Below are 13,683 nucleotides of genomic sequence, written 5' to 3'. Positions count from 1 at the left end.
CGGTCAGGCCGCCGCGAGCGCCTGGCGCAGCGCGGCCAGCACCGGTGCGCCGTCCGGCCGCACGCCGCGCCAGATGAAGAACGATTCGGCCGCCTGCTCGACCAGCATCCCGAGCCCGTCGGCCGTGCGCGCGCCGAGCGACGCCGCATGTTGCATGAACACGGTCGGCTGCGCGCCGTACATCATGTCGTACGCGAGCGTGCCCGGGCCGAACGCGGCCGCGTCGCACTCCGGCAGCGCCGCGTCGAGGCTGCCGGCCGTCGCGTTGACGATCACGTCGTACGGCTCCGCACGCACGGTGTCCGGGCCGCCGCCCGACAGCACGCAGCCCGCATCGTGCGCGGCCTGCGTGAACTGACCGACGAGCGCCTCGGCCTTGCTCGCGGTGCGGTTCACGATCGTGATCGACAGCGGCGCGCGCTCGAGCATCGGCAACACGACGCCACGCGCCGCGCCGCCTGCGCCGAGCAACAGGATGCGCGCACCGGCAAGCGACACGCCGAGGTTCGATTCGATGTCGCGCACGAGACCGACGCCGTCCGTGTTGTCACCGTAGATGCGGCCGTCGGCTTCGATGCGCAGCGTGTTCACCGCGCCCGCCGCCGCCGCGCGCGGCGACAGTGTATCGGCGAGCGCATGCGCGTCGAGCTTGAACGGCACCGTCACGTTCGCGCCGCGTCCGCCTTCGGCGACGAACGCGCGCACGGCGACCTCGAAACCGTCGACCGGCGCGAGCCGGTGCTCGTAGACGATCGCCTCGCCGGTCTGCGCGGCGAACTGCGCGTGGATGAACGGCGACTTGCTGTGCGCCACCGGATTGCCGAACACCACGTAGCGGTCGGCGCCGCTCGTCGACGCGGCTGCGTTCATGATGCGCGCCCCTCTTCGCTTTCCTGGCCGGTGCCGTTCGCGGCCTCGCCGTCTTCGACCGCTGCGCCGTCCGCTTCGGCCAGTGCCTCGGCCTCGGTTTCCGCCGACGCGTCTTCCGCATCGACCAGCGTGTCGTCGCCGCCTTCGGTCTCGTCTTCGTCTTCGGCCGCGTCGCCGCTCGTCACGGTCGGCGCGTCAAGCACGTTCAGCAGTCGCACCGACGCCTCGATCGTCAGCTCGTCGAGCGACATCACGTCGAGCAGCACGCGCGTGCCGCGCGCATGCACGCCGAGCCCCGGCACGTGCAGCAGCAGCGGAATTTCCTCGAGGCGCACCAGGTCGCCCTTCACGACGCTCGCGACGACCTGCTTCTTCTGCTCCTGCGCGAGCCAGCGCAGGCACCAGAAGTACTCCATCCGGCGCTGGTAGTCGGCGTAAGCGGTATAGGTGTCGTCGAAGCCCTGCACGACCGCGTACAGGTCGGCGTCCTTCGGCTTGAACGGCGCGGCGAGCTTGGCCGTGACGCCGTGCTGCACGCATGCGAGCAACTGCCACTGGTTCACCAGGTCGACATAGCGGCGCAGCGGCGACGTGCTCCACGCGTACTGAGCGACACCGAGGCCTTCGTGCGGCGCGGCCGTCGTCTGCATCCGCGTACGCTTCGGGCCCGGCGCGCCGAAGCCGCGCTGCGAGCGGTAGATGCCCGGCACCGTGTGATCGTGCAGGAACGCGCCCCACGTCGAGTTCGCGAGGATCGCGAGCTCCGACACGATCAGGTCGAGCGGCGACCCGCGGCGGCGCGGCGTGATCGTCACGTGCTCGCCTTCGACGTAGAAGTTGTAGTCGGTGTTGCGCTGCACTTCGCGCTTCAGGCCATAGCCCGCGCGCGCGACCTGGCGCTTCTCGAACAGCGCCTGCGCGAGCGGCCACAGCACGGCGATGTCGTCCTTGTGCGGGTAGTCGCCGGTGCCGGCCGCGAGCGTCTCTTCATTGACGAGCTCGTCGAGCGTGTTGTGGCGCAGGTTGTTCTTCACGAACACGAGTTCGGCACGCGTCTCGTTCGCGACGATCTCCTGCGTCTCGCGGTTGACGATGATGTACAGCGACAGCGCCGGGCGGTAATCGCCTTCCTTCAGCGTGAACACGTCGACGACGTCGTCCGGCAGCATCGTGATCTTGTCGCCCGGCATGTAGACGGTCGACAGGCGTGCGCGCGCGATCGCGTCGACCGCGTCGCCGCGCACGATGCCGAGCGCCGGCGCCGCGATGTGCACGCCGATCCGCACGCGACCGTCGGACAGGTGTTCGACCGAGAATGCGTCGTCGATTTCGGTCGTCGTGATGTCGTCGATCGAGAACGCCTCGACGTCCGCGCGCGGCAGGTCGTCCGGCAGCGGGCCGACCGTGACGGCGGGGAAGCCCGTGCCGTGCGGGAAGAATTCCGCGAGGAAGCGCGCCTCGTGCAGCGCACGCGGCGACGCGATGCCGCCGCAGTCGAGCATCAACCGCGCCGGCGACACGCCGCGCGCCCCGGCCGCCGCTTCCATCGCCTTGTATTCGATCGCGTTCTTGTCCGGCCGCGTCAGCAGCCCGAGCACCTTGCCCGCGAACGCTTCCGGCAGCTTGCCGGCCTTCAGTTCCTCTTCATACTGCGCCTGGACGAGCGCCTGCTGACGCTTGCGCTCGAGCGACGCGAGCGCCATCTTGAGCTGATCTTCCGGCGCCCGCTGATACTGGCCGCGCCCCTTGCGGCGGAAGTAGACGGGCGAGCCGTGCAGCCGCAGCACCAGCGCCGCGCGCTCGACCGGGCCGTAGGTCGCGCCGAAATATTCCGAGGCCAGCGCCGTATACGCGAACTCCTCGGCCGGCGCGCATTCCCACAGGAAATCCAGGTCGATCTGCTGCGCGGCCGTATCGGCTTCCTGCATCAGCTCGCCGGCGGCCGGCTTCTCGAATTCGATCAGCACGTCCTTTGCACGCACCTTCGCGCGCCGCCCGCCGGGCAATTCGACCTGAAACGCGTCGCCCTGGCGCGACAGCACGCTGCCCGCCTTGAAACTGCCCGATTCCTCGAAGAAAACGTTCACTCAGTACTCTCGTTCAGACTGCCGGGCGCCGCATCGGCGGCGCCGCATGATGATGGGAATTCGATCGGCATGACGCCGGGTTCATGACGTTCTTTCGTCGCAAAAGGCGAGAACGTCGTCGATATAGTCGGCAAATTCACTGATTCCATGATCGCTGCCTTCGATCACGCGCGTTTTCGCGCCCGGGTAATGGGCGAGCATCTCGCGGTAGTCCAGCACTTCGTCGCCAGTCGCCGCGAACAGATAGTAGCGTTCGGGCCGCGAAATCGCCGGCACGCGCAGCGCATCGAGCTCGTGCAGGTGACGGCGTTCGACGACGATCGACCCGCCGCCGTGCCACAGCGGCTGTTCGCCCAGATACTGTTCGAGGTCGCGCTGCGGCACGATCGCCGGATTCAGCACCACCGCCTTCCAGCCGTGCTTTTCGGCGAGCCAGGTTGCGTAGTAGCCGCCGAGCGAGCTGCCGATCACCGTCACGTCGCGCGCACCGGCCACCTCGGCTTCCGCGACGGCGATCGCCTCGAGCGGCGATACCGACAGCGACGGGCAGCGCCACTCGTGCGTGCGACCGAGTTCGGCCATGCGCGCGGCGAGGAGCCGCGACTTCTGCGACTCCGGCGACGACCGGAATCCGTGCAGGTACAGGATCACGCGCGGCTCCCGAGCGCGTCGAGCAGCTTCTGGTGCACGCCGCCGAAGCCGCCATTGCTCATCACGAGCACGTGGTCGCCCGGGCGCGCGGCCTCGACGACCGATTTCACCAGCAGGTGGAGATCGTCGAACGCGCGGGCCTTGTCGCCGAGCGGCGCGAGTGCGTCGCCGAGGTTCCAGCCGAGCGCGTCGCGCCCGGTCGGGGCACCGTAGCCGAACACCAGGTCGGCGTCGGCGAGGCTTGCCGGCAATTGCGCCTTCATCACACCGAGCTTCATCGTGTTCGAACGCGGCTCGAGCACGGCGAGAATGCGGGAATTTTGGCGGCCGATGCGTGTACGAAGGCCGGCGATCGTCGTTTCGATCGCGGTCGGATGGTGCGCGAAGTCGTCGTAGACGGTCACGCCGTCCACGCTGCCGCGCACTTCCATGCGCCGCTTCACGTTGCGGAACGATGCGAGGGATTCGGCGGCCTGCGCGGGCGGCACGCCGACGTGGCGCGCGGCGGCGATCGCCGCGAGCGCGTTCATCCGGTTGTGGTCGCCCTGCACCTGCCACGCGACTTCACCGACGCGCTCGGCCTGTGCGTACACCGCGAAACGCTCGTCGACCGGCACGCCGTCTTCTGCAGGCAGCGCCTGCCAGCCGCCGTCGACGCCGAAGCGCTCGACCTCGCTCCAGCAGCCGCGCGCGAGCACGCGCTCCAGCGCGTCCGAGCGGCCGTTGGTCACGATCCGGCCAACGCCCGGCACGGTGCGCACGAGGTGATGGAATTGCGTCTCGATCGCGGCGAGATCCGGGAAGATGTCGGCGTGATCGAATTCGAGATTGTTGAGCACCGCGGTGCGCGGCCGGTAGTGGACGAACTTCGAGCGCTTGTCGAAGAACGCCGTATCGTATTCGTCGGCCTCGATCACGAAGAAACTCGAATCGGTCAGCCGCGCCGACACACCGAAGTTCAGCGGCACACCGCCGATCAGGAAGCCCGGGTTCAGGCCGGCATCTTCCAGCAACCACGCGAGCATCGACGACGTGGTCGTCTTGCCGTGCGTGCCCGCGACCGCCAGCACCCATTTACCGGCCAGCACGTGCTCGCCGAGCCATTGCGGGCCCGATACGTACGGCAGGCCGCGATCGAGAATCGCCTCCATCAGCGGGTTGCCGCGCGTGACGACGTTGCCGATCACGAACAGGTCGGGCTTCAGCTCGATCTGCTCGGCGCCGTAGCCCTCGATCAGCGTGATGCCCTGCGCCTCGAGCTGCGTGCTCATCGGCGGATAGACGCCCGCGTCGCAACCCGTCACCGTGTGGCCCGCCTCGCGCGCGAGCACGGCGAGACCGCCCATGAAGGTGCCGCAGATGCCAAGAATGTGGATGTGCATAGATGAATGCTTTCGCGCCGCCGGGCGCCGTCGATTCGGAAAGGAAGGTCTGCGGCACGCCGGACAGGCCGCCCGGCCAACGACTTTCGCCGCGACACAAAGACCGTCATTGTAACTGACGGCCCGCCCTGCCCGGCGGCCCGAACGATGGATCCGAACGCCGCGCGGCGCGGCGGGCGGCACCCGGCCGCACCGCGTTCGGCCGTGGCGGCGATCGAGTATGATTGCCGGATCATGTCTCGCAAACCTCTTGTCGACCCGCGGCGCGCCCGCGAGGAAATTGCCCAGTCCGCCGCCCGCCTGATCGCGGAGGACGGCCTCGATTACGCCAGCGCGAAACGCAAGGCCGCGCGCCAGTTGTTCGGCGATACGCGCGTTGCCGGCGAATGGCTGCCTGATAACGATCTGATCGAGGAAGAACTGCGCGAGTACCTCGCCCTGTTCCAGAGCGACACGCAGCCGGACGAGCTGCGCCGCCTGCGCGAGATCGCGCTCGACTGGATGCGCCGGCTCGCCGAGTTCAATCCGTACGTGACGGGCGCGGTGCTGAACGGCACCGCGAACGCGCATTCGGACATCCATTTGCAGATATTCACCGACAACCCGAAGGACGTCGCGATCTATCTGCTGAACCAGAACGTTCAGTACGACGTGTCCGAAACGCGGCATTTCGCCGGTCGCGCCGACGTCGAGACGCTCAGCTTCCTGTGGCGCCCGCGGCGCGACGTGGACGCGATCGGCATTCACGTCGCGCTCTACGCGAGCGACGACCTGCGCGGCGCGGTCAAGGCCGACGCCCGCGGCCGGGTCGCCCGCGCCGACGCCACCGCGTTGCGCGCGCTGCTCGAGGCCAGCAACGCCCCTTCCGAACCGGAATGATTCAACGATGATGATGAAACGCATGTTGGCGCTCGCGGTGGTCGCGGCCGCCGCCGTCGCCGGCGGAATCGCCGCCGGCCATTGGTTCCGCGGCGGCAGCGCCGATGACGGCGTCGCCGTCGCCGCACCCGCCGCGAACGGCAGCCCGGTCGACCAGCTGTGGGCCGCGTCGCTGACCGGTGTCGACGGCAAGCCGGCGTCGCTCGCTTCCTTCAAGGGCCAGAAGGTCGTGGTCAATTTCTGGGCGTCATGGTGCGGCCCGTGCGTCGAAGAGATGCCGGAGCTCGTCGCGCTGTCGCACCAATACAAGCAGAAGGGGATCCGTTTCATCGGGATCGGCGTCGATTCCGACCAGAACGTGAAGAACTTTCTGCAGAAGGTGAAGGTCGACTATCCCGTTTTCGTCAGCGGTTATGCGGGCGCCGATCTGGCCCGTAATTTTGGAAATACCGCCGGCGCGCTGCCGTTTACGGTCGTCATCGACGAAACCGGCAAGATTCGCGAGACAAAATTGGGACAAATCCAACCGGCCGAGCTGAAAAAGACCCTCGACGCGTTGTGATCGCCCTGAACGGCTGCCTGCGCGTTGGCGGCGATTTGTGCGTCGATCGCCGCAATTTCACGTGAATTCGCTGATACTTTGCGGCCGCACCGGTAATTCTTGCAGGTCCGGCGCGCCCGGCCGTTCGGCAAAACTAGACAAATTTCTCTAAATAGCGCTAAAGTTCGCGCAATTCCGCAGAAATAGAAGCGACCATGACACGATTGCTGGTGCTGCACGGCCCCAACCTGAACCTTCTCGGCACCCGGGAACCGGAGGTGTACGGCCGCGTCACGCTCGCGCAGATCGATCAAGCGCTTGCCGCGCGGGCGCAGGAGGCCGGCGCCGAACTGTCGTCGTTCCAGAGCAACCATGAAGGCGCGCTCGTCGACCGCATCCAGGCCGCGCGGGAGGAACAGACCGATTTCATCCTGATCAATCCCGCCGCGTATACGCACACGAGCGTCGCGATCCGGGACGCGATCGCCGGCGTTGGCATCCCGTTCGTCGAGGTTCATCTGTCGAACGTGCACCGCCGCGAAGCCTTCAGGCATCACTCCTACTTTTCCGACCAGGCCGAAGGCGTGATCTGCGGGCTCGGCTGGAAAGGTTATCTGTACGCGCTCGAGTACGCGCTCGACAAGCTGCAAGGCGCGTCGCGCGGCTGATTTCGCGATCTAGATTCAGCGCCGGTCCCACCGGCGCTTTCACGTATTGAAAGGGGAATTCCCGATGGATCTTCGTAAGCTGAAAACTCTGATCGACCTCGTCTCCGAATCCGGCATCTCCGAGCTGGAAGTGACGGAAGGCGAAGGCAAGGTGCGTATCGTCAAGAACGCGCCGCCGGTCTATGTCCAGCCGACGGGCGGATTTGCCCCGCAGGTCAGCGCGCCGGCCCCGGCGGTCGCGCTGCCGGCCGAAGGCGCGGCTGCCGCGCCGGCCGCGGGCGCCGCTGCTGCGCCCGCCGTGCCGCAAGGCCACGTCGTGACGTCGCCGATGGTCGGCACGTTCTATCGCGCGCCGTCGCCGGGCGCGGACCCGTTCGTCCAGGTGGGCGACACGGTCAAGGAAGGCCAGACGATCTGCATCATCGAAGCAATGAAGCTGCTCAACGAGATCGAATCGGACAAGGCCGGCGTGATCAAGGAAATCCTCGTCGAGAACGGCCAGGCCGTCGAATACGGCCAGCCGCTTTTCGTGATCGGCTAAGTCCGCCGCGCGGCCTGCGGGCCGCGCGCCGCCGATGCTCGCCAGGCGCCGTTCGCGCGCCCCTCGAAGAGACGAATACTCGCTATGTTTGAAAAAATCCTCATTGCCAACCGCGGTGAAATCGCGCTGCGCATCCAGCGCGCGTGCCGCGAACTCGGCGTCAAGACGGTGGTCGTCTACTCGGAAGCCGACAAGGAAGCCAAGTACGTGCGCCTCGCGGACGAAGCCGTCTGTATCGGCCCGGCCCCGTCGAACCTGAGCTACCTGAACATGCCGGCGCTGATCAGCGCCGCGGAAGTCACCGATGCCGAGGCGATCCACCCCGGCTACGGCTTCCTGTCGGAGAACGCCGACTTCGCGGAACGCGTCGAGCAGTCGGGCTTCACGTTCATCGGCCCGCGCCCGGAAACGATCCGCATGATGGGTGACAAGGTCACCGCGAAGCAGACGATGATCAAGACCGGCGTGCCGTGCGTGCCGGGCTCGGAAGGCGCGTTGCCGGACGATCCGAAGGAGATCGTGAAGATTGCGCGCGCGATCGGCTATCCGGTCATCATCAAGGCGGCGGGCGGCGGTGGCGGGCGCGGGATGCGCGTCGTGCACACCGAGGCCGCGCTCGTCAACGCGGTCAACATGACCCGCGAGGAAGCCGGCCGTGCGTTCGGCAACCCGCAGGTGTACATGGAGAAGTTCCTCGAGAACCCGCGCCACATCGAGATCCAGGTGCTGTCGGACGCGCACAAGAACGCGATCTGGCTCGGCGAGCGCGACTGCTCGATGCAGCGCCGTCACCAGAAGGTGATCGAGGAAGCGCCGGCGCCCGGCATTCCGCGCCGCCTGATCGAGCGCATCGGCGACCGCTGCGCGGACGCGTGCAAGAAGATGGGCTATCTCGGCGCGGGCACGTTCGAATTCCTGTACGAGAACAACGAGTTCTACTTCATCGAGATGAACACGCGCGTGCAGGTCGAGCATCCGGTGTCGGAGCTGATCACGGGCGTCGACATCGTGCAGGAACAGATCCGCATCGCGGCCGGCGAGAAGCTCGCGCTGCGCCAGCGCGACATCCAGTTCCGCGGACATGCGATCGAATGCCGGATCAACGCCGAAGATCCGTTCAAGTTCACGCCGTCGCCGGGCCGGATCACGTCGTGGCATACGCCGGGCGGCCCCGGCGTGCGCGTCGACTCCCACGCCTACAATGGCTATTTCGTGCCGCCGAACTATGATTCGATGATCGGCAAGCTGATCACCTACGGCGCGACGCGCGACCAGGCGATCCGCCGGATGCGCATCGCGCTGTCGGAGATGGTCGTCGAAGGCATCCAGACCAACATCCCGCTGCACCGCGAGCTGATGATCGACTCGAAGTTCGTCGAAGGCGGCACCAGCATCCATTACCTCGAAAACCGGCTCGCGCAGAAGCAGCAGGTCGCACCGGAAGAAGCGTAAGCATGAGTTATCGCGAACTCGTCGTCGAACTGGCCCGTGAGCATGCGGAGGCGCTGTCCGACGCACTGCTCGACCTCGGCGCGCTGTCGGTGTCCGTCGAGGACGCCGACGCCGACACGCCCGACGAACAGCCGCTCTTCGGCGAGCCGGGCCTCGTGCCCGAACGCACCGCGTGGCAGCACTCGCGCGTGATCGCGCTGCTGTCGCCCGATCACGAACCGGCCGTGCTGCTCGCGGCGGCCGCGAACGAGATCGGCATCGCCGATACGCCGAAGTTCGACGTGCGCGAAGTCGAGGAGCAGGACTGGGTGCGGCTCACGCAGTCGCAGTTCGAGCCGATTCCGATCGGCGAGCGGATCTGGGTCGTGCCGTCGTGGCACGACGCACCCGACCCCGACGCCCTGATCCTCGAACTCGACCCCGGTCTCGCATTCGGCACGGGCAGCCACCCGACCACGCGCCTGTGCATGGAATGGCTCGAACAGTCGGTCAAGCCCGGCCAGTCCGTGCTCGACTACGGCTGCGGCTCGGGCATCCTCGCGATCCTCGCGAAGAAATGCGGGGCGAACCCCGTGGTCGGCATCGACATCGATCCGCAAGCGGTCGAATCGGCGCGACAGAACAGCGAACGCAACCATGCGGAAGTGACGTACGGGCTGCCCGACGCGTGCCCGGCCGGAGAATTCGACATCGTCGTCGCCAACATCCTGTCGAACCCGCTGAAGCTGATGGCGTCGATGCTCGCATCGAAGGTGAAACCGGGCGGGCGCATCGCGCTGTCGGGCGTGCTCGCACGCCAGGCGGACGAAGTCGCGGCCGTCTATGCGCGCTATGTGGACATCTCGGTCTGGCGCGAACACGAAGGTTGGGTATGCCTCGCCGGAACGCGGCGGGAAAGCCATTAGAATAGCGCTGTCCTTCACTTTGGCCAGCAGGCCGCCCGGCTCGACATGCTTCTTGCGACGCGCTGCCCTCATTGCGAAACCGTCTTCCGGCTGCAGCAGGAACAGCTCTCGCTGCATGACGGGCTCGTGCGCTGCGGACACTGCCATCAGGTCTTCAACGCGTCGCAGTCGCTCGTTCCCGAACCGGCACGGCAGCCCGAGCCAGCGCTGACCGAAGCGGCACCGGCCGGGCCGGCCGCCGTCGAACCGCAACACGAAGCCGCGCCCGTGCGGCTCTTCACCACCGACGCACCGGTCGAGCCGGCGCCCGGTTCCGACTACAAGCCCGAAGGCTGGGACATGTGGGCGCCGTGGCTCGATGCCGGCGTCGACCCATCCCTGCAGCACAACGTGCAGACCGTGCGCACCGAGCCGCTGGTGCCGCTCGCGCTGCCGGCCATGGACGCCGGTGTCGTCCACCTCTCCGGCACGCCCGCCCCGATCGCATCGGCCCCCGCCGAACTGCACGCTGTCGCGTCGGCCGAGCCGGACTTGGCGTGGCACAAAACCGACTCGTCCGACTCATCCGGCACGTCGCGGGCCACGGCATCCGCCGAACCCGACCTGCGCGAACCGCGCTTCGTCGCGCACACGCCGTCGGCGGCTGACGCGGACGAACCCGTCGGCAACGCGCACTTCTCCGTACCCGACGACGAACACGCACCGCGCGAACCGCGCTTCGCATTCACGCCGGCGCAAGCCGTCCCTGAATACGATGCCAACGCCGACGCGCGCGCCGCCGGACCGGCCGCGGCCGCCAGCGAAACGGCTGCCCAACCGGCCGCCAGATCGGCCGCGCCCTTCCCCGCCACACTGGCCGACGACGATCGCCCGCACTTCGCCGTGACCCGCGAGACGCGCGCGCCCGAGCGACGCGGGATGCTCGGCGGCTTTTTCGGCGGACTCATCGCTGCCGCGCTCGCGGTGCTGCTCGTCGCGCAACTCGCGTGGTGGCAGCGCGAAACCGTGATGATCTACTGGCCGGTCACGCAGGGCTGGTTCCGGCAGGCGTGCGCGCCGCTCGGCTGCACGGTCACGCCGCCGCGCGCGATCGACGGCCTGCGGCTCGACGCGGCCGACCTGCGCCAGCTCGACGGCCCGCGCGTGCTGGAGTTGAAGGTACCGCTGACGAACCGCTACCGCGTCGCACTCGCCTATCCGTCTCTCGAGCTGACGCTGCTCGACGACACGAATCACGTGACCGTGCGCCGCGTGCTTGCGCCGCGCGACTACGTCCGCCCGGGCACGCCGATCGACGCCGGGCTGCCGCCCGGCACGACGCGGACGATGGTCGTCCGTCTCGACACGAACGGCGCGCCCGCCTCGAATTTCCGCGTCCAGATCTTCTATCCGTGACGCCCCGCGGCGCGTGCATGCGCGCCGTCTCAACCCGCGCGCCGCAGCGGCGCGCTATTTCGGAGCACGAACATGAGCAAAGTTACGCTGGGTGGCAACCCGATCGATCTCGCCGGCACGTTCCCGGCCGTCGGCTCGCAAGCCCCCGACTTCAAGCTGGTCGGCAAGGACCTCGCCGATCTGTCGCTCGCCAGCTTCGCCGGCAAGCGCAAGGTGCTGAACATCGTCCCGAGCCTCGACACGCCGACCTGCGCGACGTCGACCCGCAAGTTCAACGAAGCCGCGTCGTCGCTCGACAACACGGTCGTGATCGTCGTATCCGGCGACCTGCCGTTCGCCGCCACGCGCTTCTGCACGACGGAAGGCCTCGCGAACGTCGTGACGGCTTCGACGTTCCGCGGCGCCCGCGCGTTCGCGAACGCGTACGGCGTCGACGTGACGAGCGGCCCGCTGAATGGCCTGACGGCCCGCGCGGTCGTCGTGCTCGACGCGCAGGACAAGGTGATCCACGCGGAACTCGTCGGCGAGATCAAGGACGAGCCGAATTACGACGCAGCGCTCGCCGCACTGAAGTAACCCGCTGCCGCCCGGCCCTGCCGCGCGAGGCCCGACGGCCTCGGCGCACCGGCCGGGCGGCCGCTTCCTTTTGCTCTCTACAGGAACGCACGCCTTGACTACGCTGATTTGCGGCTCGCTCGCCTACGACAACATCATGACCTTCGAAGGCCGGTTTCGCGAGCACATCCTGCCCGACCAGGTTCACCTTCTGAACGTGAGCTTCCTCGTGCCGACGATGCGTCGCGAATTCGGCGGTTGCGCGGGGAACATCGCTTACGCGCTGCACATGCTCGGCGGCGACGCGCGCATCATGGCGACGGTCGGCGCGAACGACGCCGATCGCTATCTCGAGCGTCTCGACAGCCTCGGCCTGTCCAAGGCCAGCGTGCGCGTGGTGCCCGAAACACATACCGCGCAGGCGATGATCACGACCGATCTCGAGAACAACCAGATCACCGCATTCCACCCGGGCGCGATGATGCAGTCGCACCTGAACCGCGCGGACGAAGTGTCGGGCGTGAAGCTCGGCATCGTCGCGCCGGACGGCTTCGACGGGATGGTCCAGCACGCCGAGCAATTCGCGAAGGCCGGCGTCCCGTTCATCTTCGATCCGGGCCAAGGCCTGCCGCTGTTCGATGGTGCGACGCTGCGCCGCATCATTGAACTCGCGACCTTCGTCGCGGTCAACGACTACGAAGGCAAGCTCGTCAGCGACAAGACGGGCTGGTCCGAACAGGAAATCGCCAGCCGGGTTCAGGCGTTGATCATCACGCGCGGCGAGCACGGCGCCACCATTCTTCACAAAAACGGCGAAGAACAGATTCCGGTTGTGCAAGCCGAGCGTGTCGTCGATCCGACCGGCTGCGGCGACGCCTTCCGGGGCGGCCTGCTGTACGGCATTGAGAATGGCCTCGACTGGGCAACGACGGGCCGCCTCGCGAGCCTGATGGGCTCGATCAAGATCGCCCACCAGGGGCCTCAAACTTACGCACTGACGCGCGCCGAAATCGACGCGCGTTTCGAGGCTGCCTTCGGGTACAGTCTCAAATGAATATTGTGGGAGAGTAAAAATGTTGACCAAGAAAACCCTCACGCTCACCGCCATGCTGACGGCCACGCTCACGCTCGCGGGCTGCTTCACGGCGCCGGGCTCCGCAGATGTCTATAGCGTCGGCCAGGCGCAGCGCGAACAAACCGTTCGCATGGGCACGGTCGAAAGCGTCCGTGCCGTGCGCATCCAGTCCGACGGCGGCGGCAGCGCGATCGGCACACTCGGTGGCGGTGCGCTCGGCGCGGTCGCGGGCAGCGCGATCGGCGGCGGCAAGGGGTCGATCCTGACGGCCATCGCGGGCGGTCTCGTCGGCGCGGTCGCGGGCAACGCGGTCGGCGAAAACCTCAGCACGGCGAACGGTGTCGAAATCACCGTGCGCCTCGACAACGGTGACCTGCGCTCGATCACGCAGGCGGCGAGCGGCGAAATGTTCCGCGCCGGCGAGCGTGTGCGACTGCTGTCGAGCGGCGGCGTCACGCGCGTCACGCACTAACGAGCATCCTCAGCACGCGGCGCAAGCCGCGGTCGAACGCATGTGCGACGCTGCACATGCGTTTTTTTTCGTCCGTGCCCGGCAACCGGTCGACACATCGATGAATACGGACGAAAAAAATCCCGCCACCTGAGCCAGATGGCGGGACCGATTGAGTAGCGCTACTCAACCCGCGGACACCACGTGAGTGTCCGGGTGGTGCTGGTCAGC

General features: G+C 67.5%; 14 protein-coding genes. 10 read left to right on the top strand and 4 right to left on the bottom strand.

All coding sequences use genetic code 11. The features are described from left to right. Positions 1-3: 3 nt before the first annotated feature. From aroE to mpl, 4 genes are all read right to left on the bottom strand, one after another. Positions 4-870, bottom strand: coding sequence for a shikimate dehydrogenase (aroE, locus tag DIE11_RS14170; RefSeq protein ID WP_124624760.1), 867 nt, complete (start codon positions 868-870; stop codon positions 4-6). Further along, entirely contained in the window at positions 867-2,957 is a 2,091-nt protein-coding gene (locus DIE11_RS14165; protein WP_059608202.1) for an RNB domain-containing ribonuclease, read from the bottom strand. Before DIE11_RS14165 ends, aroE begins: the two co-directional genes overlap by 4 nt. A gap of 81 nt (positions 2,958-3,038) precedes the next feature. After that, the gene (locus DIE11_RS14160) at positions 3,039-3,608 is read right to left on the bottom strand and encodes a YqiA/YcfP family alpha/beta fold hydrolase (RefSeq protein WP_059608201.1); all 570 of its coding nucleotides are present in this window, start codon (positions 3,606-3,608) and stop codon (positions 3,039-3,041) included. Beyond that, complete coding sequence (mpl, locus tag DIE11_RS14155; RefSeq protein WP_124624757.1) at positions 3,605-4,990, bottom strand: UDP-N-acetylmuramate:L-alanyl-gamma-D-glutamyl-meso-diaminopimelate ligase; 1,386 nt, start codon at positions 4,988-4,990, stop codon at positions 3,605-3,607. Before mpl ends, DIE11_RS14160 begins: the two co-directional genes overlap by 4 nt. 234 nt (positions 4,991-5,224) lie before the next feature. Between mpl and DIE11_RS14150 the strand changes: the two genes are divergently transcribed. The 10 genes from DIE11_RS14150 (at position 5,225) to DIE11_RS14105 (ending at position 13,473) form a co-directional block, all read left to right on the top strand. Further along, the gene (locus DIE11_RS14150; RefSeq protein WP_059681884.1) at positions 5,225-5,869 is read left to right on the top strand and encodes a hypothetical protein; all 645 of its coding nucleotides are present in this window, start codon (positions 5,225-5,227) and stop codon (positions 5,867-5,869) included. A 7-nt stretch (positions 5,870-5,876) separates the two neighbouring features. Beyond that, complete coding sequence (locus DIE11_RS14145) at positions 5,877-6,431, top strand: TlpA disulfide reductase family protein (RefSeq protein ID WP_059608199.1); 555 nt, start codon at positions 5,877-5,879, stop codon at positions 6,429-6,431. A 194-nt stretch (positions 6,432-6,625) separates the two neighbouring features. After that, positions 6,626-7,078, top strand: coding sequence for a type II 3-dehydroquinate dehydratase (gene aroQ / locus DIE11_RS14140; protein WP_040143361.1), 453 nt, complete (start codon positions 6,626-6,628; stop codon positions 7,076-7,078). A 64-nt stretch (positions 7,079-7,142) separates the two neighbouring features. Then, on the top strand, positions 7,143-7,619 hold the full coding sequence (gene accB / locus DIE11_RS14135) for an acetyl-CoA carboxylase biotin carboxyl carrier protein (protein WP_124624755.1): 477 nt from the start codon (positions 7,143-7,145) through the stop codon (positions 7,617-7,619). 84 nt (positions 7,620-7,703) lie between these two features. Then, a complete protein-coding gene (gene accC, locus DIE11_RS14130) occupies positions 7,704-9,071 on the top strand; it encodes an acetyl-CoA carboxylase biotin carboxylase subunit (protein WP_059608197.1) in 1,368 nt (455 codons plus the stop codon). Positions 9,072-9,073: 2 nt separating this feature from the next. Continuing rightward, a complete protein-coding gene (gene prmA, locus DIE11_RS14125) occupies positions 9,074-9,976 on the top strand; it encodes a 50S ribosomal protein L11 methyltransferase (RefSeq protein ID WP_124624753.1) in 903 nt (300 codons plus the stop codon). 45 nt (positions 9,977-10,021) lie between these two features. Beyond that, positions 10,022-11,371, top strand: coding sequence for a DUF3426 domain-containing protein (locus tag DIE11_RS14120; protein ID WP_124624750.1), 1,350 nt, complete (start codon positions 10,022-10,024; stop codon positions 11,369-11,371). A gap of 72 nt (positions 11,372-11,443) precedes the next feature. Beyond that, a complete protein-coding gene (gene tpx, locus DIE11_RS14115; RefSeq protein WP_059535219.1) occupies positions 11,444-11,947 on the top strand; it encodes a thiol peroxidase in 504 nt (167 codons plus the stop codon). Between the two features lie 94 nt (positions 11,948-12,041). Then, positions 12,042-12,980, top strand: a complete 939-nt coding sequence (locus DIE11_RS14110) for a carbohydrate kinase family protein (RefSeq protein ID WP_124624748.1) — start codon at positions 12,042-12,044, stop codon at positions 12,978-12,980. A gap of 19 nt (positions 12,981-12,999) precedes the next feature. Then, positions 13,000-13,473 carry a glycine zipper 2TM domain-containing protein gene (locus tag DIE11_RS14105; RefSeq protein WP_059608193.1) on the top strand — a complete coding sequence of 158 codons (474 nt, stop codon included), beginning with the start codon at positions 13,000-13,002 and terminating at the stop codon, positions 13,471-13,473. Positions 13,474-13,683: the final 210 nt, after the last annotated feature.

Source organism: Burkholderia sp. Bp9012 (assembly GCF_003853825.1).
Lineage (GTDB): Bacteria > Pseudomonadota > Gammaproteobacteria > Burkholderiales > Burkholderiaceae > Burkholderia > Burkholderia diffusa.
The sequence above is the reverse complement of the archived record's forward strand: the minus strand, read 5'-3'. Positions and strand labels throughout refer to the sequence as shown.